We start from the raw sequence: 21,521 nt of genomic DNA on the forward strand, positions 1-21,521 counted from the left end.
TGCTAGTGATAATAAAATAATAGATTCAGCCAAAAGAATTCCAACTAGTGTAAGTAGAGTACGCCAGATACTTCCTGGACATACATATGTACTTCCACCTGCACAAGATAAATTAAATCCTCTAGATAATATATCTAAAGATGATTTTATTAACTATTTAGGTGGATTTGATGGCCCTGTGTCTAAAAGTATATATTCTAAATTTCTAGGTGTAAGTCCTATTATCTCCAAAGAGATTTGCTTTAGATCTAAGATAAATGAAAAAACTTTAGTTAGTGATCTATCTGATTTGGAATTTAGCTCACTGTATAGTGAATTTAAAAATTTATTTAATAGTATAAGAGAGAATAATTATTCTCCATCTATAGTTATAGATGAAAAGATAGATAAAGTTATTGACTTTAGTTGTGTTAATTTAACTTTATACAATCAGCTTTCATATATAAACAAAGATAGTATGTCTATGATTTTGGAGGATTACTATCGTACTAAAGATATTAAAGATAGAATACATCAGCGTGCTTCTGATTTAAAAAAGAGCATATCTATAAAGTTAGATAGACTTTATAATAAGCAACAAAAACAAGAAGAAGAATTGATAGAAGCTGGCAATGCTGATAAATACAAGATAAAAGGTGAACTTCTTACAGCCTATATCTATATGATAGAAAAAGGTATGGAAAATATCGAAGTTGCAAACTTCTATAGTCCTGACTATGAAAATGTAACAATTAATTTAAAGAAGAATCTTACTCCTTCTGAAAATAGTCAAAGATACTTTAAAAAATATAATAAACTTAAAACTGCAAAAAAAGAAATTACACATCAAATGTCTATGAATAAGGAAGAAATAGATTATTTAGAAAACATTATTTTAAGTATAGAGCATTGCGAAAACCTTGCAGAGCTACAAGATATAAGAGAAGAATTGGTAAAGTTAGGCTATGCCAAATCACAAGGTAAGGCAAAAGCTAAAAAAGAAACAACTCTTACTACTAAGCCTCATGAGTTTATATCTTCTGATGGGACTAAAATTTTAGTAGGAAAAAACAACAAGCAAAATGATTATCTTACTTTAAGAATTGCTGATTATGATGATATATGGATGCATACAAAAAATATCCCTGGATCTCATGTAATAATTAAGTGTGCTGGTAAGGAAGTTAGTGATGAAACAGTTTATGAAGGTGCAATGCTTGCAGCTTACTTTAGTAAATCTAAAATGTCAGCTCAAGTTCCTGTTGACTATACTCGTAAGAAAAATGTTAAAAAACCAAGCGGGTCTAAGCCTGGTATGGTAATTTATGAAACTAATAGTACAGTTTATGTTACACCTACAGAAGAGATGGTCGCACAACTAAAACCTAAATAAAATTAAAATAAATAAAAGCTAGATAAATTAATCTTATGATTATTTATCTAGCTTTTTTATTTATATATTACTTCATTGATTTATATTCTGCTTCATTTCTTGGTACTTTTATTTCTCCACTCTTTATTTTATCTGCTTGTTCATTAGCAAAATTCAATATATCTTGTGGTATTAGTTTCTTTGCACTCTCTGCTATACCAACTGCATCTTCTTTTAATCCATATACCTTTTCTTTTCCACCTACATAGTTTCCTTCAACTAAATCTTTAGCTAAGTTGTATGATGCAACATCTAATTTTTTTAATACAGATGTTATAACATTATCTTCAGCTAGATAACTTTGATCTCTATCTACACCAATTGCATACTTGTTATTTTCTCTAGCAGCTTCTATAGCTCCAGTTCCTGTATCACCTGCTGCAGAAAGTATTGTATCTACATTTGATGCATACATTTGCATTGCTATTGATTTACCTTTTGCTTGATCACTAAATGAGTTTGCATATTGTTCATGGACTTTAACCTTTGAATCTGTTGATTCTGCTCCATACTTAAATCCATAGTGGTATTTCTGTACAGCAGGAGATTTCATACCTCCTATAAATCCTACATTACTAGTCTTAGACATTTTAGCAGCTATAGCTCCTGCTAAATATGCTCCTTCTTCTTCCTTAAAAACAACAGGAACAACATTTGCTTGTATCTCATCGTAAGTTTCATCTAATATTGCAAACTTTTGATCTGGATATCCTTTTGCCATTTCTTCTATTGAGTCTTTTAGTTGATAACCAACACCTACTATTAGATCTGTATCTTGATCTAATAGTGTTTCTATATTTTGTATGTAATCAGATTCTTGCTTTGATTCTAGATACTTTATTTCTATATTAAAATCTTCTTTAGCTTTTTTTAACCCTTCCCAAGTAGATTGGTTAAATGATTGGTCATTTATACTTCCTTCACCTAGTACTATAGCTACCGAAACACTCTCTTCCTTTTCTTCTTTTGATGAACATCCTGTTAATAATGATGCTCCTACCACTAATGACGCTCCTATTGATAGTAATTTTTTAAGTTTCATTTGTGCCTCCTTCAAATCATTATTCTGAACTTTGAATATGATATTTTTTTTATAGTTCGTAACCGGAGTTTAATTTTATAATGTTTTTTAAAATTTGTCTATAGTTTTTATTTTATTTCTTAAGCTTTTTAGTTAGCATAGCTAAATATTTTAATTGAATTACTATTTTTCACATATATTTATAAATATATTCTCACTTATAAATAACAATTAAAAATCGCCTAGTTTACATTAAACTAAGCGATTAATCTTATATTTATCTATATAGTATAAAATATTCCTCCACCTGGTCCAAGTGGTAATCCTAATGCCATAAATATTATAAGTAAAATTATCCATGCTATACCAAATACAACTGAATACGGTAGCATACTTGATATTATAGTACCCATTCCTATATTTTTATCATACCTCTTTGCAAAAGCCAAAAGCATTGGGAAATACGGGAACAGTGGACTTAATGGATTTGTTATAGAGTCTCCAATACGATATGCTACTTGAGTTAAAGCCGGGTCGTATCCTAATAATAAAAACATAGGAACAAATATTGGTGCCATTATAGCCCACTTTGCAGATGCACTTCCAACAAATAAATTTATAAATGCGGCAAATAGTACAAAGATTACGAAAAGTCCTTTTCCAGTCATACCAATATTTTGAAGCCACTCTGCTCCTTTTATAGATAAAATCGTACCTAAATTACTTGAATTAAATAGATATAAAAATTGACCTGCTACAAATGCCAAGACTATATAAGAACCCATATCACTCATTGATGCTCCCATTAAAGATACTAAGTCCTTATCATTTTTAATAGTCTTAGTTACCTTACCATATATAAATCCCGGAACCAAGAATACTATAGTAATTATAGGAACTATACCTTTCATTAAAGTTGAACCATTAGATAGTATTGACCCTGTTTCTGGGTCTTTTAAAAATGCATTCTCACCTAAAGATAATCCCACCAATACTACTGCCATTATTAATATAGAGTATATAGCATATTTAAGTCCTTTAGCTTCAATATCACTAACCATATTATTTTCTTCTTTGTCCAGAGCTATTTCATCATGATTTTCAAATCGAGGTGCTATAAATCGTTCTGTAACAAATGCTCCAAGAATAGTTAGTACTACAGCTGATAGTAACAGGAAATATAGATTCATAGCTGGATTACCTACATAGTTAGGATCAATCATTTGAGCTGATGGTATTGTAAAGCCTGCTAATAAAACATCTATCATACTTACTGTTACATTAGCTGCAAAACCAGCTGCAACGCCTGCATATCCAGCAAACATACCTAGTAACGGATGTCTTCCAACACCTATAAATACGATCGCTGCAAGTGGCGGTAATACTACAAATCCTGCATCAGCAACTGCATTGGCAACTACACCAGCAAATATTACTGTTACTGTTACTAAACTTTTAGGTACTTTGTTTATACCACACTTCATTAAAGTTTCCATTAGACCTGTTTTTTCTGCAACACCTGCTCCAAGCATTGTAACTAATACTAATCCTAGTGGCGCAAATGATTGAAAATTTGAAACAATACTTCCCATAAATATTTGTATCTGCTCCTTTGATAACAAATTTATAGATTGTATCGTCTCTCCTGTTGATGGATGTATTGCTGATACATTTTGACTTGATATTATCGCCGATAGAATAAATACTACTACTGATAGAATTATAAATATTGTAACCGGATCTGGCAATTTATTACCTACCTTTTCTACCCAGTTTAATATACTATCTAATACACTGCCTTTCTTTTTCATACTTTTAGATTTACCCATATATATCCCCCTCACATAAGTTTTTTATTTATTTAAGAAGTCTACTGCAACTTGAGATAAGCTTTGTGATAGTATTTTTATATTTTTGTCTTCCCATCTAAAATATGGATTGTGATGTAGCACTGGTTTTTGATCATCTTTTGCTATTCCTACAAAGAAAAATGATCCTGGTACTTTTTGTGTAAAAAATGCAAAGTCTTCTGCACCCATTGTAGCTTCTCTTAACTCAAATACATTTTCTGATCCTATTATTTTGCCTACTGATTCTTTTACTAAATCTGTCATTTTGCTATCATTTATGAGTGCTGGATACTTAGCCTCATAATAAAATTCATAACTAGCTCCCTGGCATGATGTTATGCCCCTTATTATGTCTTCCATTAGCTTAGGTACTAATTCTCTATCCTCTTGAGTAAATGTTCTTATAGTCCCCTCTACTTCAACCTCGTTAGGTATTACATTATGACAATCTCCACCTTGTATTCTTCCACAACTTATCACTATTGGATTTAATGGATTTGTCTTTCTACTTACTATCGTCTGTATAGTATTTATAACTTGACATGTTAGTACTATCGGATCTATTCCTTGATGTGGTGTTGATCCATGCCCCCCTACACCAATAATTTTAAATACAAATATATCTGGTGCTGCCATCATAGCTCCATGCTTCACATGTACCTGACCTTCCTTTAAAGCTCCCCATAAATGAGCTCCAAATACGGCGTCAACATTAGGATTTTCAAGTACGCCCTCCTCTATCATCGGCTTTGCTCCCCCATCTCGCTCTTCAGCCGGTTGAAAAACCAATTTGACCTTTCCATGTAATTCATCTTTAAGGTCATTTAGAATCATTGCAGCTCCTAGGAGACCTGCTACATGACCATCATGCCCACACGCATGCATCATCCCAGGTATCTTTGACTTATATTCTACGTCTGCTTTTTCATCAAGTTTCAAAGCATCCATATCAGCTCTTAACAGAACAGTTTTACCAGGATACTTTCCTTCTATTAATCCAACAACGCCTGTTTTAGCTACATTCTTAGTAACTTTTATATTCATCTTTTCTAGTTCATCAATAATTATTTTAGATGTCTTATGCTCTTTGTATCCATCTTCTGGGTACATATGTATCAAGTGTCTTATATCCTTAGTCCTTTCATAATATTTTTCTGATAGAGTTTTTACTTTTCCAACCATCTAAATACCTCCAACATATAGTTATTAATTTTTTAGATACTCCCCGTGTATAACTCTATGTTAGTTACATAGTATATATTTCTTTTTACTAAAAAAAGTCACCCTATCTAAATTTAGATAAAGTGACTTTTTTTAGTAAATTATTGTGCAGTTGTAGTTTTTGCTGTAACAACTTCTTTCTCTTTGCCTCTGAAGTCTTCATTGTTTAATAATCTATTTAAAATAATTCCTATTATAGCTGCTAAACTTAATCCTGTTATTTTAACGCTCTCAGTTATTGGTATTCCTATAGTTATACCTTTATTTCCTAAGTAAGTAGTTCCAAGACCTATAATCATAATAGTAGCTATGATTATAATATTATTTTTATTTTGTGTGCAAGAGCTATCTTTGATAGTTTTAGCTCCTACTAAAGTTATCATAGAGAATAATAATATACTTATTCCTCCCATAACTGCTCCTGGTATACTTTGAAGGAATCCTCCAAACTTACCTACGCATGCAAGTAACATAGCTATTACTGCTGTACGTCTTAATAGTGCTGGGTCATAATTTTTAGTTATTGCAAGTACTGCTGTGTTTTCTCCGTACGTAGTATTTGCTGGTCCACCTAAAAATCCAGCTACTATTGTAGCTAATCCATCTCCAAGTAGAGTTCTATTTAATCCTGGATCTTCTATGAAATTCTTACCTACAACAGCTCCATTTGTTGTCATATCACCTATATGTTCCATAAATACTGCTAATACAACCGGCGCTATTATAACTATAGCTTCTAAGCTAAATTTAGGTAATGTAAAACTTGGCATAGCTAGTAAACTTGCACTTGTAATTGTAGAGGTATCTACCAATCCTAATACTAAGCATAATACGTATCCTACTACTACCGCTATTAATATACCTAATTGCTTTATAAATCCTACAGCAAATTTATTTATACATAGTGCTACTCCTAAAGTAACTGCTGCTATTAATATGTTTGCTGATGCCATATCAAATGCTGTTGGTAATAAGTTTAATCCTATAACTGCAATCATTGCTCCTGTAACTTGAGCTGGGAAGTATTTCTTTATTTTATCTACCCCAACTAATCTAATTACTAAAGACATCGCAACATACATTAAACCTGCAACCATTATTCCACCTTGTGCATAAGCCTTATCTCCTCCACTAGCTTCTGTAGCTGCAATTATTACTGGTATAAAGGCAAAACTTGAACCTAAAAATACAGGTACTTTTCCCTTTGTACATAGATGGAAAATTAAAGTTCCTATACCTGCACAGAATATTGCTACAGATGGATTAAACCCTGTTAATATTGGAACTAATACAGTAGCTCCAAACATAGCTAGTAAATGTTGAAATGACATTATTGTTTTTTTCATAAAAAACCTCCCAAATTTTAATTTAGGGAGAACTCAATCTCCCTTTTCCAGTATCTCTGTACTGAATTAAAAGGCAATATAAACCTCATATATTGTATGCTTCTACTCTTTGATAGTTACTGAATCTTCTCCATCAGTTTCAGCTAACTTTACTGATATTATTTCGCTTTTAGATGTCGGAACATTTTTTCCAACATAATCAGCTCTAACTGGTAGTTCTCTGTGACCTCTATCTACTAATACTCCAAGCTGAATAGATCTAGGTCTTCCTATATCCATAACTGCATCTAGTGCTGATCTTACAGTCCTTCCAGTATATAGCACGTCGTCTACTAAAATAACTATTTTATCATTTATATCAAAAGGTATGTTTGATCCATTAAGTACCGGATCTACATCAACCTTCTTCAAATCATCTCTATAAAGTGTTATATCTAACTCTCCAGTATTTACGCCTGCACCTTCAATTTGCTCTATCTTCTTAGATATTCTATTAGCTATAGGTACTCCTCTAGTTTTTATACCTACTAACACTATTTCTTCTACACCTTTGTTTTTTTCAATTATTTCGTGACTTATTCTTGTTATCGCTCTTCCTATTGCTTTTTCATCCATTAATTGGGCCTTTTCTCTCATTTCTGACCTCCTATGATTTTATAATTCACTTTACTCATTTTTACTCAGTGTTTAAGCAACATATTGATTAGTTTTAAAAACTAATTAATTATTATTCATAAATTCCTTTAATTCAAAAAGCTTCTTATCAATAAGACAAGAAGCTTGTATGTACTACAAAATCCTACAACATGTTCTTTTATGCCTTATGATATCTCTGTATCAATTAAAGGTATTTTCTACATTATATAAATTATATAATTTTAGATAAAATTTTACAAGCCTTATTTAAGCTTACTAATAATATCCTGGAAATAATCAGGTAATTCCGAGTCAAATTCTATATATTTTTTCGTAGTCGGATGTATAAATCCTATTTTTTTTGCATGTAAAGTTTGGCCATTCAACTTAAATTTAATATTTTTAGGACCGTATATAGGGTCTCCTAAAAGCGGATGATTTATTGATAAAGCATGAACTCTTATTTGGTGAGTCCTTCCTGTCTCAAGCCTTGCTCTCATATGTGTAAAGTTCTCATACCTTCTAACTACTTCAAAGTGAGTAACTGCATTTTTACCATCCTTTACGACAGCCATTTTAAGCCTGTCCTTAGGATTTCTTCCTATTGGCTTATTCACGGTTATTTTATCATCTTTAACTACTCCATGGCATATAAATTCATATTCTCTAGTTATTGAGTGGTCTTTTAATTGCTCCGCTAAAGAATTGTGAGCATTATTATTCTTAGCAATCATCAATAGACCAGATGTATCTTTATCTATTCTATGAACTATACCAGGTCTTATTATTCCATTTATAGATGATAGCTTGTCCTTACAGTGATATAATATTGCATTTACTAACGTATTCTCATAATTACCTGGGGCAGGATGTACTACCATATCTTGTTGCTTATTAATAATAAGTACATCATTGTCCTCGTACACAATGTCTATAGGTATATCTTGAGGCGTTACCTCAAGTATTTTAGGTTTTGGTATTTCTATTACTACTTTATCCTCTTCCTTTACTAAATATTTTGCTTTTTCTTCTTTATTATTTACTTTTACTTTTTTATCTTTTATTATCCTTTGAATATAACTTCTTGACATATCTCCTAATTGCGAAGATAAATATACATCTAGTCTATCTCCTTCTTCATCTTCAAGTACTAAAAATTCTCTAACTTCTTCCATTATTTCACCTGCTTCTTATCTTCTTTCTTGTCTTCAAAAAATAGTATGTATACACATAGCAATATAGTTCCTACAACCACAAATACATCTGCAACATTAAATACATACTGCCATATTATTCTAAAATCAAAATAATCTACAACAAATCCTAACCTTACTCTATCTATTAAGTTTCCAATTGCACCAGATATTATAAGTATAATACCTGCCTTACCTATTATATTTACCTTTTTGGTATGTATATAATATAATCCAAAAATAGACGCTGCCAAAGCAACTATAATAAATATCATCTGATTATTTTGTAACATTCCAAACGCAGCACCTCTGTTTTCTACATAAGTAAGATGAAATATATTTTCAATTACTGGTATACTTCCAATTTTTTGCAGAGAGTTTAACGCCCATAACTTAGATAATTGATCTATACCTATTAATAAAGCTATAATTATTTCATACATGAATTAAAGTGCCCCCTTAAATATTATTTATAAATACTATTATACAAAAAAAAGCTTCCTCTATGGAAGCAATTTATTTTTGTGTTGGCTTTTCATCTGAATTTTTATTTTCTAAACGATTTATTAATTCAGAAACTGTTACAAATTCATATCCTTTCTCTTTCAATGCAGGTATTATAACTTCTAAAGCTTGTATTGTTTGACTTCTTTTTACTCTTACCCTATTATAATCATGAAGTAATATTATATTTCCATTTTCTACCTTGTTGTTTATGGTATTAATAATATATCCAACACCAGGATTTGACCAATCCCTTGGGTCTAAGTTAGACCATAAGATTATGTTCATATTTTTTGATTTTATAATATCACACATATTTTTACTTATTGCTCTGTATGGAGGTCTAAATAACTTCGGTTCTTGTCCTATAACCTTTTTTACTTCCTCCTGGGTTTGACTTATTTCTTTATCTATTTCTCCATATGCCTTTTTTGCTACATTAATATGAGTAAAAGTATGATTCCCTATTTCATGACCTTCTTCATATTCTCTTTTTATTAATTCTGGATTCCAAGTTACATTTTCTCCAACTACAAAGAATGTAGCCTTAACATCATGTTTCTTTAATATATCTAAAACTTGAGGAGTATAATCTTTGTCTGGACCATCATCAAATGTTAATGCAACAATTTTTTCATCTTCATTACCTCTTTTAATTATAATATCTTCATAATCATTAATAATATCATTTTCAAGATTCATAGCTTGGCTAGTTTTTTCGTCATATCTACTGAATGAATATATTGCTAAACCTATTAATAACACAGTAAATAGCGTATATGCAACTTTTTTCATATTAATGCGCCCTCTTTTTAATGTATTTTAATATTCTATAGATCTATCTGTTTTATTCATGTTAGTTAGCTCTCTAAGTACTCCAGAATTAAATCCATCTTGATTATTAATTATATTTGTATCTGGATGAGTAGTATCAGTTAGCACGCTATCATTATTATTGGCACAATTAGAGCATAAACCAGTTTCTGGTAATATATCTAATCTGTCTTCATCTATTTGTTCTCTACAGTGATCACATATTCCGTAAGTACCATTTTCTATTTTAGAAAGTGCAACCTCAACATTAAATAATTTTCCTTTTTCATGATTAGTAAGACTATTTTGCATATCTTGCATAAATACGTCTGTAGCCATATCAGCAATATGATTATCGTAGCTTGATAACTCTCCTGATGTATATCTCTCACTTGTATGCTCACTAGTATTTCCAAATACTGTATTATCTTGCATCTCTCCTATTAAACTAGTAAGTTTAGCCTTTTCTTTTAATAACTCATTTTTATATTTATTCGTATCCATATTTAACACCTCTACCTTTTTCTATAATTTTCAACAATATCTAATAGCTTTGCTATGAATTCTCCTATTATAGGCAACTTTATCCAAAAACTAAGCATATAAAATACAACTGCTGCAAGCATAGTAAACCCTATTGCCTGTCCAAATCCCTTTCCTAGACCTGCCACAAAATTTATTACAAATAGCCTTCTTTTGCTATCAGTAAGCATCATATATTCTCTTATTCTACTTCTTTCTATTATTAGCATAAGCCTCTCTAAATATCTTTTGATTAAGCCAAGCTCTTTTGAAGTATCATCTGATAAATAAATATCATTAAGCATTCTATCTAGCTCTTTCATGCTTATATGTTCTATTTCTTCTATTGGCTCTTTTTTATTTTTTCTATGTTTCACATTTTCACATCCTTTTTATGAAACACAATTACTCGAAATTAGTATGTGAAAAAATCCTTTTAAAAATACAAAAAAATAAGACATAAATAAATTATATAAATACAACTTATCTATGCCTTATTTTTATTTTATCTTATAAGAATTTTCTTTCTATTAATCCAACTTTTTTGTATACTTTTCTAAGCGTTTTTCTAGCTTGTCTTTCAGCTTTGTTAGCACCATTTGCATATACTTGTTCTAGGTAGTCTTTATTTTTAAGAAGATCTATATAGTTTTCTCTTATCGGTTTTAAAGTTTCAACTATAACCTCAGCTACATCTTCTTTAAACACTCCGTACCCTTTACCTTCGTACATAGCAACTATATCTTCAGCTTTTTTGTTATCTAGTTGAGAGTATATATCTATTAGATTCTTTATACCAGGTTGCTCTTTATCATATTGTACTATTCCTAAAGAATCGGTTACACTTCTTTTTATTTTTCTTCTTATTGCATCATCATCATCTGATAATAATATAAATGCATTTTCATTTTCGTCTGATTTACTCATTTTCTTAGTAGGTTCTTGTAAACTCATTACTCTTCCTACTTCTTTTGGTATATATCCATCTGGCACCTTAAATGTAGGTGAGTATCTATTATTAAATCTACTAGCTAAATCACGCGCTAATTCTAAATGTTGCTTTTGGTCTTCTCCAACTGGTACTAAGTCTGTTTGATATAAAAGTATATCAGCAGCCATAAGAACCGGGTAAGTAAATAGACCTGCATTTAAGTTTGCTTCACTTTTTTGTGATTTATCTTTAAATTGAGTCATTCTACTTAGTTCACCCATGTAAGTCATTGTATTTAATATCCACATAAGTTCAGTATGTGCACTTACATGTGATTGTATAAATATAGTATTTTTCTCTGGATCTAGACCACAAGCTAAATATTGAGCAAGTATTTCCATAGTATTTGCTCTTAAGTTTTTAGCTTCTTGAGGTACCGTTATCGCATGTAAATCAACTATACTATAGTAGCAATCATATTCATCTTGGAATTTAGGGAAATTTCTTAATGCTCCTAAGTAGTTTCCAAGAGTTAGTTTTCCTGAGGGTTGTATTCCACTAAATATTACTTTTTTTTCGCTCATTTTTATGCCTCCTAATTATATTGACTTTAACATATTTAGAACTATATCCTTAGAGTTCTTAGCAGCTTCAACTACAAACTCTTCATATGTTACATCTGCACTTCCATCTGCTTTATCAGACATAGCTCTTATTATTACGAAAGGAACATCATTTAAAGTACAAACGTGAGCTATAGCTGCCCCTTCCATTTCTCCACAGTAAGCATCAAACTCTTTTACTAACTCATCTTTTAATTCTTTAGAACTTATAAATATGTCCCCTGATACTACTCTACCTTTAACTACCTTGTTAGACTTAGCTTCTGCTACTGATGAATCATAAGCAGCCTGTATAAGTTTTTCATCAGCTACAAAAGTTGAATTTTCCATTCTTGGAACAATACCTTTTTTATATCCAAATACAGTCGCGTCCATATCATGTTGTATTGCATCAGTTGATATTACAATATCTTGAACATCTAAATCATCATGTAAAGCTCCTGCAACTCCTGTATTAACTATAGCATTTACTTTAAATTCACTTATTAATATTTGTGCACATAAAGCTGAGTTTACCTTACCTATTCCACATCTTACTAATACTATATCTTTTCCCTCTAGAGTTCCTTCATAGAATTTCAAACTAGCTTTTTCTACTGTTTCTTTTATATCCATTAGTTCTACTAATATATCTACCTCTTCATCCATTGCTCCAATTATACCTATTCTGTTCATAATTACCTCCTATATTATAAGTTTAATAATTTTTTGTATTAAAAAATCCGTCCTAAATTAATAGGACGGATAGATTTTCCGCGGTACCACCTAATTTATATATACTAATAAAACTAAGTATATATCTCTCAATATCTGCTATAACGTGCAGTCACGATTTTAGATACTCCATGATAATAATACACCATGTTTCCCTTTATTCCTCAAAGGCCCATTCACTAAGTCTTTCCTATTAAGCTCTCACCATACCTAATTCTCTGTAATGAATCTTAACCTAGCTACTTTCCCTTCTCACAGGATTATTTATTCTTTTTCTAATATCATATGACTTACTAATACAATTGTCAACCCACTAAGTTGAAAGATTTATATTTTAATTAATAACTTTTTACTCTAATACTCTTCATCTTCTACATACTCTAATATATCCCCAGGCTGACAATCTAGTATTTTGCATATTTCATTTAATGTTGAGAATCTTATTGCTTTCGCCTTATTATTTTTTAGTATTGATAGATTTGCATTTGTTATATCAATCTTTTTAGCAAGCTCAGTTAAAGACATTTTACGCTTTGCCATCATTACATCTAGATTAACTATAATTGCCATATTTATCTCCTTATATGGTTAAATCATTTTTCATATTTTATTTGTTATCTAAATAATACCATACTCATAATAAATAAAAAACTACTACAAATCTAAATACTAATAGATTTATAGCAGCTATCTTAATTTATTATGAATATGTATTTTCCATATTAAAATATATTATACCACTCGACTCTACTATAACCATTACATTATCACCTTTATTAAATAAATTACTAGTGCAACTAGACTTTAGTACGACATCATTCACTTCGATATAGTAATATGTTTTTTCTCCAGCATACTTCTTCTTTGTGATAATTCCATTTGCACCTTTTTTGTAACTTTCGGGATATATTTTAATGTTTTCTTGAGGTATCATTGCTTCTACATAACCAGATTTATCATTGGGTTTACATTCAGATTCAATAATTTCACTAATAAATTTACCATCTTTAATTATACCATTTATATAATTTCTCTCTCCAAAGATATTAGCCACTGCTTTGCTGTTTGGTCTCTCATATAAGTTGTTAGGTGTATCAAATTGCTTTATTTCTCCGTCTAACATAACTGCTATTTTATCACTCATCATTAATGCTTCTTCTTTATCATGAGTAACAAGTATAGTTGTTATGTTCAGTTTTTTTTGAAGATCAGAAACAAATTCTCTCATTTCATTTCTAAGATTAATATCTAAATTTGAAAAAGGCTCATCTAGTAGTAATATTTTAGGATTAACTGCCAAGGTTCTAGCAATAGCCACCCTTTGCTTTTGACCTCCAGAAAGCTCCGATGGATATTTATTTTCATATTCAGTCAATTTTACTAACTCTATAAGTTCTCTTACTTTTTTAGCTCGAACATCTTTTTTAACTTTCCTCATCTTAAGGCCAAACTCTATATTTTCAAAAACACTCATATGAGGAAATAGTAAATAGTCTTGAAAAACTATACCTACATCTCTTTTCCCAGTTGCTATATTATTTACACTCTTATTATCTATAAGTATATCCCCACCATCAATATCTATCATTCCTGATATTAATTTTAAAGTTGTACTTTTACCACATCCAGATGGACCTAATAAGGATATTATCTGCCCTTCACATATGTCTAAATTTATATTTTTTAATACATTTATATTATTGAAACTTTTAGTCACGTTAACTAGTTTAACATCTGACATAATTTTCTCCTTAATTTTTCTTAAGCTATACTAAAAATGAGTTACTGTCACTATTACTATAATATTTTTTTATTCTATATTCAATAAGTATTAAAACCACTATACTTACTACTAAAAAAGCTATACTATATAAGGATGATATTGTTCTATCCCCACTTTGAATATATGGAAACATTATCATTGGATAGGTAATTACACGACCTCCACCTATAAGCATAGTTAAAAAATACTGGCTAAAAGATATTATAAAGCACATGCTACTTGCTCCTATAATACCTGGAAGTATCAATGGTAATGTTATATATTTAAAAGTATTAAATTTACTCGCACCTAACAGCCTAGCTTGAATTTCAAGCTTATCTCCAACTAATTTATATACATCCCCTATTATTCTAACAGCATAAGGTATACATGGTAGTAAATTTATAATTATTACCCCTAAAATAGTGTTTGCTATTCCAATTCTTATAAAAGTAATATGTACACCCATAGCTATAGAAATCATCGGTATGATAAGTGGTGATAGTACTAAAAGTTCAAAAAATTTCTTTCCTTTAAATTCATATAAGGCTATGGCTTTAGCCGCAGGAATACTTATAATAACAGTGATTACTACTACTACTACAGATATTAAAATACTATTGGTTAGTACCTTTAAATTTTCAATATTAAAGATATATTCTAATCCCCTAAATGATAAACTGCTTGGTAGGAAGTCTGGAAATGGCCAACTAGTCGTAAATGACCAAACAACTAGTATCAAAAGGGGAACAGTAAAAACTATTAGTATTATGTCTAAGATTAGTCTTTTAATTTTTTTCATGTATGCACCTACAATTTATATTTGTACATTTTTTCAAATATTTTATTATATATAATCAATAAGATAAAACTTACACTAGATAGTATAATGTTAATGACCATTGCACTAGACCTTTGTGTTAAGTCTGAGCTTATATAACTCAGGTAAGCGTGTACAGGCAGCGCTCTTGGAGTACTTGGTCCAATTAAAAATGGTACTTCAAATGATCCAAATGCAAATGTAAATAGTATTATAAATGATGATATTATAGCTGGCATAGCTAGTGGTAACGTAATATACCTAAAGTTTTGTAATTTATTAGCCCCTAAATTTAAAGCTACCATCTCTAGCTTATCACTAATATTTCTCAGTATATTATAAGTTGTAATAGCCATAAACGGTATCCCTTTCCAAATATATACAAGAATAATTCCTATCCCATTTTTATCAGAAACTATATTTATAAATTCTGATGAATCGCTGATTATATTTAAATTAAATAGTATCCTTGATACTATTCCAGATTTAGAAAATAAAGAAAACATCAATATAACCACAACTATATGAGGAATTATTATAGGCAGATTCAACACTGCATTCCTCAACTTTGAAAACTTATCTTGAGATAATAGATAAGCTAATAGAACACCTATAATAACTGAAACTATAGCTGAAATTAAAGATGTTTTCAAACTAAAGAGAAGAGACCTTAGAAAAGACGCATCTCCTAAAATCTCTTTGTAATAATCAAAACTAATTTCATTAAGCCCTATTTGTTGGAAGTATCCTAAGCTTTGTAATAAGCATGTTACAAGTCCACAACTCATTATACATATAAGTACTATTCCTACTGGTGCAATAAGTATATAAGGCTTTATTTTATTATTCACTCTCTAATACCTCTTGAGTCCATATCTTTTCTATTATAGGAACCATCCCTGCACTTAGTTCAGGAACTGCATTTTCTATAACAATAGATCTTTCACTAAACTTAGATTTTTCATCAGCAGGCACTTTGTTCATATCTAACACTGTAGCATCTCCCCAGTTATTACTATCTGTTTTAGAACCTTGTGCATCAATACTCATTAAGAAATCTGCTAATACCATAGCACCAGCTTTATTTTGAGAGTTTTGAGCTACAGCTAAAAAATGAGTATTACTTAGATTTCCACTGTTGAATTCTATTATCTTTGTAGCTTTACTAAATTCTCCACTTTCTATTCTGCCTAAGAATGAATTTGGAGAATATGTCATAGTGAAGTATACTTCATTATCAGAATACATGTTGTCTAATTGAGAAGTTGTTGCTGGATAAGTTTTACCTTGATTCCATAAGTAAGGTTTTATTTCATTTAAATAATCCATTGCTGGTTGTATTGCTTTTTTTACTACCTCTTCATCTTCAGGCAATTCAGCTACATTTTCGTACCCTACTATGTCATATATAACATTCCTTACAAATGCACTAGATGTAAAATCCGGAAGCGCTGGGTATGTAAACTTACCTGGGTTTTCTTTAAGTACTTCTAATAAACTTTTTGTATCAGTTATATGTTGCTTTATCTTATCTGAGTTAACTGCAACTGCAAACTGAGCTTTCCCCCAAGGAGCCTCCATACCATCTACATCAGTCCCAAAATCTGTAGTTACATCATCTGAGTTTCCGTCTACATAATTTTGATAGTTAGGTAATTTATCCACAAAAGGTCCAAATAATAAATCATTTTCTTTTGCAGTTTTAAAGTTTTCCCCATTTATCCATATTAAATCTATAACACCTTTATCGCTATTAGCTTGTTTTTCAGATATCAATTGATTTAATATCTCATCTATATTCATACCAACTCTTTTTACAGTTATATCATATCTTTCTTTCATTTGTTTTACTACATAAGAGTCGAACCACTTATTCATTACTTCGTCTCCACCGTATCCATAGAAGTTTACTGTGCTTCCCTTTGCACTTTCTAAAATTTCTTCATAACTACTTTCTAATACATTTATCTCTTCTGTAGTAGAAGGTTTAGAACACCCTACTAAACTTATAGTAAGTATTATACATAACATACTCAAAAGTCTCTTTTTCATTTTAATTCTCCCTCTGTCATACAATGTTATTTTGTTCAAACGTAAGATATACGCTTAATCCAATATTTTCTTTGCTTCAAAAAATCTTTGCATAGCAGTAAATAGCACTAATATTGAAAATATATTAGTAATTACTCCCAAGTAATTAGGAAGTAAAATCATAAGTGAAAACATAATAAACCCTTCACTTCTCTCTGCTACACCAGCTTGGTAATAAAATGATTTCATTCCTTTTTTCTCCGTTAATGCTCCAACTGTCAAAAATACAGTCATAGATATAAGTATACTCGCAGTAAGTATTATTAAGTTGAATCTTACATCAACAAACATTAACCCAAGTACTAATATCATACTTAATTCAACCACTCTATCTGAAACAATATCTAATAAAGTACCAAATGAAGAAGATGTATTACTTCTTCTAGCCATCGCTCCATCTACTGCATCTAAATATCCTGATAACCACAGTACAATTACTGCAACTATATTCATATCAAAATATATAAATATTGAAGTAGATATCCCAAGTAATAGCGCTAATAAAGTAACATTATTAGGTGTTAACTTTAGCTTTAATAAAAACTTAGCTCCACACTCTATTACCGGATTTACATATTTTCTAGCATGTGTATCTAACATTTATGCCTCCTAAATTTAGTTATTACTGTCATCGATTAAATTGTTTAATATAAATTTATTTTTTAAAAAAATAGATACTATAAATAATAATATTAAAGCTGATATAGATAAATAAAAACTATTGCTACCTATATTTACCGACTCTGCTCCTAAATTTGTAAACACTAATATCCCTGGTATTGTTCCAAAAAATGTAGCTAATAAAAAATCTTTATACTTTATCGATGTCAATCCAGATCCATAACTTATTACATCAAATGGGAACAGCGGTATTAACCTTAATAAAAATACGATTACAAACCCTCTATTATTTATCATATTTTCTATTTTATCTAGTTTTTCTTTTGTAAGCTTTTTAACTACATCTCTTCCCCAATATCTAGAAATAAAAAATGATATAGTTCCACCTATAAGTGCCCCTATAGTTGTATAAATATATCCTCTAAATAATCCAAATACTAAACCTCCAGCTATCGCTAAAATCGAGTCAGGGAAAAGTGTAAGAGGTATTAATGCAAACATTATAATATATACTATAGGCGCAAATTTACCAAAAGAATCTACATAACCTTTTATATCATCTATACCTAAGTTTAAGCTACATATTTTACATATTGCAATTATTACAATAATTAAAAATAGTACTCCAATTATTAATTTTAATGTATTTTTATTATTTTTCTTCACTATAAAGCCTCTTTCATATTTATAGTTTTATATTTTTAGCTAATTTTATTGTCTTATATCTCATTTTCCATTTATCTATTACCGAGGTATTATTTTGTGTAAATGTATTTTTATTTATTACTTCTTCATTAAAAATAAAATCAAGTATGTGCAGTGTAGACTTATTGGCTAGCATCATAGACTCACAACAAGACTCACAATAAGATATTACTGTGTCAGTTTTAGCTTCTCTAGCTCTTTTATTCGTTTGGCTTAGTGAGATTTGATTATTTGTCACTCTCACCATTCCTCCTGAACCACAACATTCACTATTCTCTCTATTTTTATCAAACTCAACTATTTTTACGCCTAATAGTTTAAGTATATCTCTAACATCTTCATGGATTTCAGGCTCATATCTTACAGGACATGGGTCATGTAATGAAAATTCCGCCTTTACATCTAAATAATTGTTTTGAATACCCTCGGGTAGTCCATATTCTTTAATCACACTCCACAGAGGTGTTACTTTAATATTATTACTGTTCTTTCTTATAGTATCAAAACAGTTTGGACAAGCAACTATCACCTCATAGATATCATTTTTATTAAAAATTTTATCTAGTTTTGTATAATATTTTTTAAACTTTTCAGTATCTCCCATAGCTAAGGTAGGCTTTCCACAACATTCAATAGTTAATGAGATATCATCTATATGAGATTTTAAATATTCAAAAGTATTTATTACTATCTCACTACTATAACTAGAAAGGCTACATCCAGGTAAAAATATCTTTTTAGTCTTATTATCTGTAAAATCACGTGAAAACAAAGAAGAAAAACTATTTACTTGATGAAATTTTACAGTATTATATCCCATATTTTTTAATTCCTTTGGATTATTAAAAAATATATCTTTTCTAATATTATAAAACATATCCTTTAAATCTATATCTTTTGGACATTTTACCTTACATATATTACAAAGCATACATGAATAGGGTATGTCTTTGTCTATAGCCTTATCTTCAATGATTTTTTCCATAAGTTCTCTTGGAGATGCACTATACTCTTTCATCATTGGACATACGCTAAAACATTTTTTGCAATTTATGCAATCTTTATTTTTATCTTCAACTATATCTAATGTTTTTTTATCTAAATTTATTTTATGCATAATCGTACCTCCAACTTATAAAGGCTTTTGTATACTAAACCTTTGATTTATCTTTTATTTTCACTCCATACTCTTCTTACAACATAAATTAATATGCTAAGTGCAAATAGAGTAAGTAATCCTGTCATCATTAATTTAGCACCACCTGTAAGCATACCACCTACATATGAATAAACAATAGTTGCTGGAAGTTGTCCTATTCCTGTAGCCACAAAAAATGATACAAATCCCATTGATGTAAGACCGGCTGCATAACTCACTAAGTCAAACGACATAAATGGTAATAGTCTAGCTATTAATATTGTGTGTTTTCCGTATTTTTCAAAGAATTCATCTACACTCTTAATCGCAAATTTACTTGTTAGGTTTTCTACAACATCACGTCCTAAAAACTTAGCTATATAGAAGCATAGTGCTGCTCCAGCCATTGCACTACTCCAAGAAAGTATCGCTCCATACACCCATCCAAATAAAGCTGCATTAGCAAAGGTTATAACAAATGCTGGAAGTGGAGCTGCAACTGATTGAAGTATCATAAGTAAAAATGATATTATAGGTGCCCATACTCCAAACGATAATATGTATTGCTTTAATCCTTCCATATCTAATGCTACTAAGTATGAAGTCATTTTATTTATTATTTCATTTACAGATGGAATAAATAAATATAATACTACTGCTAATACTAATATACCTGACGTAATCCAAAATGGCTTATTAATACTTTTTTTTCTGTTACTAATATTATTGATAATAATGCACCCCTTACCTTATACTATTTATTGATTTTTATAATTTTAAACTTAATTTATAATTATTTAATACAATAATATATTCTTATCCAAACTTAAAATAAGGGGTGTATAAAAAGTTAATACTCCCCCCTATTATATTAAATTATTTAGATAATTTAAACTCGTATTCTTTTACACCATCTACTGAATTAGTAGCTTTCTCGTAACCATTTTCAGTTAATATTCCTGCTGCTTTAGCACTTCTTCTACCAATTGAACAGTATATTAATATATCTTTGTCCTTATATTCATCAAGCTCATTAAACTTAGCTTCAAAATCATCTATTGGTATATTTATTGAATTTTCTATGTGACTCTTATCATAGTCCTTTGCATCTCTAACATCTACTACCACTGCATTTTTATTTTCAGATGCTAATTTTTCAAACGCTCCTCCAGTTACATTATTATAAGTAACTGTTTTGTAATCATGCTCCTCCATTCCATCTTGAGCATTGTTAACTTTTTTAAATCCTTTATCAACTAACATCTTAGCTGCTTTACCACTTTTATTTCCTGTGTTACATATTAAAACTATATTTTGATTTTCGTATCCTGCTAACTCATCTATCCTTGCTTCAAATTCATCAAATGGTATATTTATAGCATCTGCTAAGTGACCAGCTGCATACTTTTCTGAATCTCTAACATCTATTACTAAAGTTTTTTCGTTTTCACCAACTAATTCTTCTGTTTTAGCTGCATCAATTTCACTATAGCCTTCTTCCCCCTTAGAAGAACATCCAATCACACCTAATGATAAAACTAATAACATCCCCACTGATAATACTTTAAATTTCTTGTTAATTTTCATTTTAATACTCCT

Annotated in this window: 23 protein-coding genes and 1 other annotated feature; of the genes, 1 reads left to right on the top strand and 22 read right to left on the bottom strand. The window is 30.0% G+C overall.

Features of this window, described 5'->3' with window-relative positions; translation table 11 throughout:
- Nucleotides 1-1,372: Rqc2 family fibronectin-binding protein (locus CHL78_RS13795; RefSeq protein WP_147295826.1), on the top strand; the 1,372-nt coding region annotated here is incomplete at its 5' end.
- 67 nt (nucleotides 1,373-1,439) lie between these two features.
- Here the strand turns inward: CHL78_RS13795 and CHL78_RS13800 are convergent.
- The 22 genes from CHL78_RS13800 to CHL78_RS13905 all read right to left on the bottom strand — a co-directional run bounded on the left by CHL78_RS13800 (nucleotide 1,440) and on the right by CHL78_RS13905 (nucleotide 21,509).
- Nucleotides 1,440-2,453, bottom strand: coding sequence for a BMP family lipoprotein (locus CHL78_RS13800; RefSeq protein ID WP_094366478.1), 1,014 nt, complete (start codon nucleotides 2,451-2,453; stop codon nucleotides 1,440-1,442).
- Nucleotides 2,454-2,713: 260 nt separating this feature from the next.
- Nucleotides 2,714-4,261, bottom strand: coding sequence for an AbgT family transporter (locus tag CHL78_RS13805; RefSeq protein WP_094366477.1), 1,548 nt, complete (start codon nucleotides 4,259-4,261; stop codon nucleotides 2,714-2,716).
- Between the two features lie 24 nt (nucleotides 4,262-4,285).
- Complete coding sequence (locus CHL78_RS13810; protein WP_094366476.1) at nucleotides 4,286-5,464, bottom strand: M20 metallopeptidase family protein; 1,179 nt, start codon at nucleotides 5,462-5,464, stop codon at nucleotides 4,286-4,288.
- Nucleotides 5,465-5,604: 140 nt separating this feature from the next.
- A complete protein-coding gene (locus tag CHL78_RS13815) occupies nucleotides 5,605-6,849 on the bottom strand; it encodes a uracil-xanthine permease family protein (RefSeq protein WP_094366475.1) in 1,245 nt (414 codons plus the stop codon).
- Nucleotides 6,850-6,951: 102 nt separating this feature from the next.
- The gene (gene pyrR, locus CHL78_RS13820) at nucleotides 6,952-7,485 is read right to left on the bottom strand and encodes a bifunctional pyr operon transcriptional regulator/uracil phosphoribosyltransferase PyrR (protein ID WP_094366474.1); all 534 of its coding nucleotides are present in this window, start codon (nucleotides 7,483-7,485) and stop codon (nucleotides 6,952-6,954) included.
- Between the two features lie 263 nt (nucleotides 7,486-7,748).
- Complete coding sequence (locus tag CHL78_RS13825; RefSeq protein WP_094366473.1) at nucleotides 7,749-8,660, bottom strand: RluA family pseudouridine synthase; 912 nt, start codon at nucleotides 8,658-8,660, stop codon at nucleotides 7,749-7,751.
- Nucleotides 8,660-9,121: a signal peptidase II gene (lspA, locus tag CHL78_RS13830; RefSeq protein WP_094366472.1), complete on the bottom strand. Its 462-nt coding sequence runs from the start codon at nucleotides 9,119-9,121 to the stop codon at nucleotides 8,660-8,662. Before lspA ends, CHL78_RS13825 begins: the two co-directional genes overlap by 1 nt.
- Nucleotides 9,122-9,194: 73 nt before the next feature.
- On the bottom strand, nucleotides 9,195-9,977 hold the full coding sequence (locus CHL78_RS13835) for a polysaccharide deacetylase family protein (RefSeq protein WP_094366471.1): 783 nt from the start codon (nucleotides 9,975-9,977) through the stop codon (nucleotides 9,195-9,197).
- A 27-nt stretch (nucleotides 9,978-10,004) separates the two neighbouring features.
- Entirely contained in the window at nucleotides 10,005-10,499 is a 495-nt protein-coding gene (locus CHL78_RS13840) for a TraR/DksA C4-type zinc finger protein (protein ID WP_094366470.1), read from the bottom strand.
- A gap of 11 nt (nucleotides 10,500-10,510) precedes the next feature.
- Nucleotides 10,511-10,894 carry a DUF5665 domain-containing protein gene (locus tag CHL78_RS13845; RefSeq protein ID WP_094366469.1) on the bottom strand — a complete coding sequence of 128 codons (384 nt, stop codon included), beginning with the start codon at nucleotides 10,892-10,894 and terminating at the stop codon, nucleotides 10,511-10,513.
- Between the two features lie 133 nt (nucleotides 10,895-11,027).
- Entirely contained in the window at nucleotides 11,028-12,032 is a 1,005-nt protein-coding gene (trpS, locus tag CHL78_RS13850; RefSeq protein WP_094366468.1) for a tryptophan--tRNA ligase, read from the bottom strand.
- 15 nt (nucleotides 12,033-12,047) lie between these two features.
- The gene (locus CHL78_RS13855; RefSeq protein ID WP_094366467.1) at nucleotides 12,048-12,746 is read right to left on the bottom strand and encodes a 5'-methylthioadenosine/adenosylhomocysteine nucleosidase; all 699 of its coding nucleotides are present in this window, start codon (nucleotides 12,744-12,746) and stop codon (nucleotides 12,048-12,050) included.
- Between the two features lie 58 nt (nucleotides 12,747-12,804).
- Nucleotides 12,805-13,050 (bottom strand) — a binding site (T-box leader).
- Between the two features lie 89 nt (nucleotides 13,051-13,139).
- Nucleotides 13,140-13,355: a helix-turn-helix domain-containing protein gene (locus tag CHL78_RS13860; RefSeq protein ID WP_094366466.1), complete on the bottom strand. Its 216-nt coding sequence runs from the start codon at nucleotides 13,353-13,355 to the stop codon at nucleotides 13,140-13,142.
- 130 nt (nucleotides 13,356-13,485) lie between these two features.
- The gene (locus tag CHL78_RS13865) at nucleotides 13,486-14,526 is read right to left on the bottom strand and encodes an ABC transporter ATP-binding protein (RefSeq protein WP_094366465.1); all 1,041 of its coding nucleotides are present in this window, start codon (nucleotides 14,524-14,526) and stop codon (nucleotides 13,486-13,488) included.
- 25 nt (nucleotides 14,527-14,551) lie between these two features.
- On the bottom strand, nucleotides 14,552-15,349 hold the full coding sequence (locus tag CHL78_RS13870) for an ABC transporter permease (RefSeq protein ID WP_094366464.1): 798 nt from the start codon (nucleotides 15,347-15,349) through the stop codon (nucleotides 14,552-14,554).
- A gap of 8 nt (nucleotides 15,350-15,357) precedes the next feature.
- Complete coding sequence (locus CHL78_RS13875; protein WP_094366463.1) at nucleotides 15,358-16,218, bottom strand: ABC transporter permease; 861 nt, start codon at nucleotides 16,216-16,218, stop codon at nucleotides 15,358-15,360.
- Nucleotides 16,211-17,419, bottom strand: coding sequence for an ABC transporter substrate-binding protein (locus CHL78_RS13880; RefSeq protein ID WP_094366462.1), 1,209 nt, complete (start codon nucleotides 17,417-17,419; stop codon nucleotides 16,211-16,213). The genes CHL78_RS13875 and CHL78_RS13880 overlap by 8 nt, the downstream gene beginning before the upstream one ends.
- 54 nt (nucleotides 17,420-17,473) lie before the next feature.
- Nucleotides 17,474-18,058, bottom strand: a complete 585-nt coding sequence (locus CHL78_RS13885) for a CDP-alcohol phosphatidyltransferase family protein (RefSeq protein ID WP_094366461.1) — start codon at nucleotides 18,056-18,058, stop codon at nucleotides 17,474-17,476.
- Nucleotides 18,059-18,073: 15 nt separating this feature from the next.
- Nucleotides 18,074-18,745: a TVP38/TMEM64 family protein gene (locus CHL78_RS13890; RefSeq protein WP_199534056.1), complete on the bottom strand. Its 672-nt coding sequence runs from the start codon at nucleotides 18,743-18,745 to the stop codon at nucleotides 18,074-18,076.
- Nucleotides 18,746-18,764: 19 nt separating this feature from the next.
- Nucleotides 18,765-19,901, bottom strand: coding sequence for a (Fe-S)-binding protein (locus CHL78_RS13895; RefSeq protein ID WP_094366459.1), 1,137 nt, complete (start codon nucleotides 19,899-19,901; stop codon nucleotides 18,765-18,767).
- 47 nt (nucleotides 19,902-19,948) lie between these two features.
- On the bottom strand, nucleotides 19,949-20,530 hold the full coding sequence (locus CHL78_RS13900; RefSeq protein ID WP_330408637.1) for a TVP38/TMEM64 family protein: 582 nt from the start codon (nucleotides 20,528-20,530) through the stop codon (nucleotides 19,949-19,951).
- 268 nt (nucleotides 20,531-20,798) lie between these two features.
- Nucleotides 20,799-21,509: a rhodanese-like domain-containing protein gene (locus CHL78_RS13905; protein ID WP_094366457.1), complete on the bottom strand. Its 711-nt coding sequence runs from the start codon at nucleotides 21,507-21,509 to the stop codon at nucleotides 20,799-20,801.
- Between the last annotated feature and the right edge of the window lie 12 nt (nucleotides 21,510-21,521).

The sequence above is a fragment of the Romboutsia weinsteinii genome (assembly GCF_002250835.2).
Classification (GTDB): domain Bacteria; phylum Bacillota; class Clostridia; order Peptostreptococcales; family Peptostreptococcaceae; genus Romboutsia_A; species Romboutsia_A weinsteinii.

Bases quoted from the DNA above. Each gene is read 5' to 3' on its own strand.
- CHL78_RS13825 (WP_094366473.1), bottom strand. From the start codon at position 8,660: ATGGAAGAAGTTAGAGAATTTTTAGTACTTGAAGATGAAGAAGGAGAT.
- CHL78_RS13870 (WP_094366464.1), bottom strand. From the start codon at position 15,349: ATGAAAAAAATTAAAAGACTAATCTTAGACATAATACTAATAGTTTTT.
- CHL78_RS13835 (WP_094366471.1), bottom strand. From the start codon at position 9,977: ATGAAAAAAGTTGCATATACGCTATTTACTGTGTTATTAATAGGTTTA.
- CHL78_RS13885 (WP_094366461.1), bottom strand. From the start codon at position 18,058: ATGTTAGATACACATGCTAGAAAATATGTAAATCCGGTAATAGAGTGT.
- trpS (WP_094366468.1), bottom strand. From the start codon at position 12,032: ATGAGCGAAAAAAAAGTAATATTTAGTGGAATACAACCCTCAGGAAAA.
- CHL78_RS13905 (WP_094366457.1), bottom strand. From the start codon at position 21,509: ATGAAAATTAACAAGAAATTTAAAGTATTATCAGTGGGGATGTTATTA.
- CHL78_RS13860 (WP_094366466.1), bottom strand. From the start codon at position 13,355: ATGGCAATTATAGTTAATCTAGATGTAATGATGGCAAAGCGTAAAATG.
- pyrR (WP_094366474.1), bottom strand. From the start codon at position 7,485: ATGAGAGAAAAGGCCCAATTAATGGATGAAAAAGCAATAGGAAGAGCG.
- lspA (WP_094366472.1), bottom strand. From the start codon at position 9,121: ATGTATGAAATAATTATAGCTTTATTAATAGGTATAGATCAATTATCT.
- CHL78_RS13855 (WP_094366467.1), bottom strand. From the start codon at position 12,746: ATGAACAGAATAGGTATAATTGGAGCAATGGATGAAGAGGTAGATATA.
- CHL78_RS13840 (WP_094366470.1), bottom strand. From the start codon at position 10,499: ATGGATACGAATAAATATAAAAATGAGTTATTAAAAGAAAAGGCTAAA.
- CHL78_RS13815 (WP_094366475.1), bottom strand. From the start codon at position 6,849: ATGAAAAAAACAATAATGTCATTTCAACATTTACTAGCTATGTTTGGA.
- CHL78_RS13900 (WP_330408637.1), bottom strand. From the start codon at position 20,530: ATGACTTCATACTTAGTAGCATTAGATATGGAAGGATTAAAGCAATAC.
- CHL78_RS13805 (WP_094366477.1), bottom strand. From the start codon at position 4,261: ATGGGTAAATCTAAAAGTATGAAAAAGAAAGGCAGTGTATTAGATAGT.
- CHL78_RS13895 (WP_094366459.1), bottom strand. From the start codon at position 19,901: ATGCATAAAATAAATTTAGATAAAAAAACATTAGATATAGTTGAAGAT.
- CHL78_RS13865 (WP_094366465.1), bottom strand. From the start codon at position 14,526: ATGTCAGATGTTAAACTAGTTAACGTGACTAAAAGTTTCAATAATATA.
- CHL78_RS13810 (WP_094366476.1), bottom strand. From the start codon at position 5,464: ATGGTTGGAAAAGTAAAAACTCTATCAGAAAAATATTATGAAAGGACT.
- CHL78_RS13880 (WP_094366462.1), bottom strand. From the start codon at position 17,419: ATGAAAAAGAGACTTTTGAGTATGTTATGTATAATACTTACTATAAGT.
- CHL78_RS13800 (WP_094366478.1), bottom strand. From the start codon at position 2,453: ATGAAACTTAAAAAATTACTATCAATAGGAGCGTCATTAGTGGTAGGA.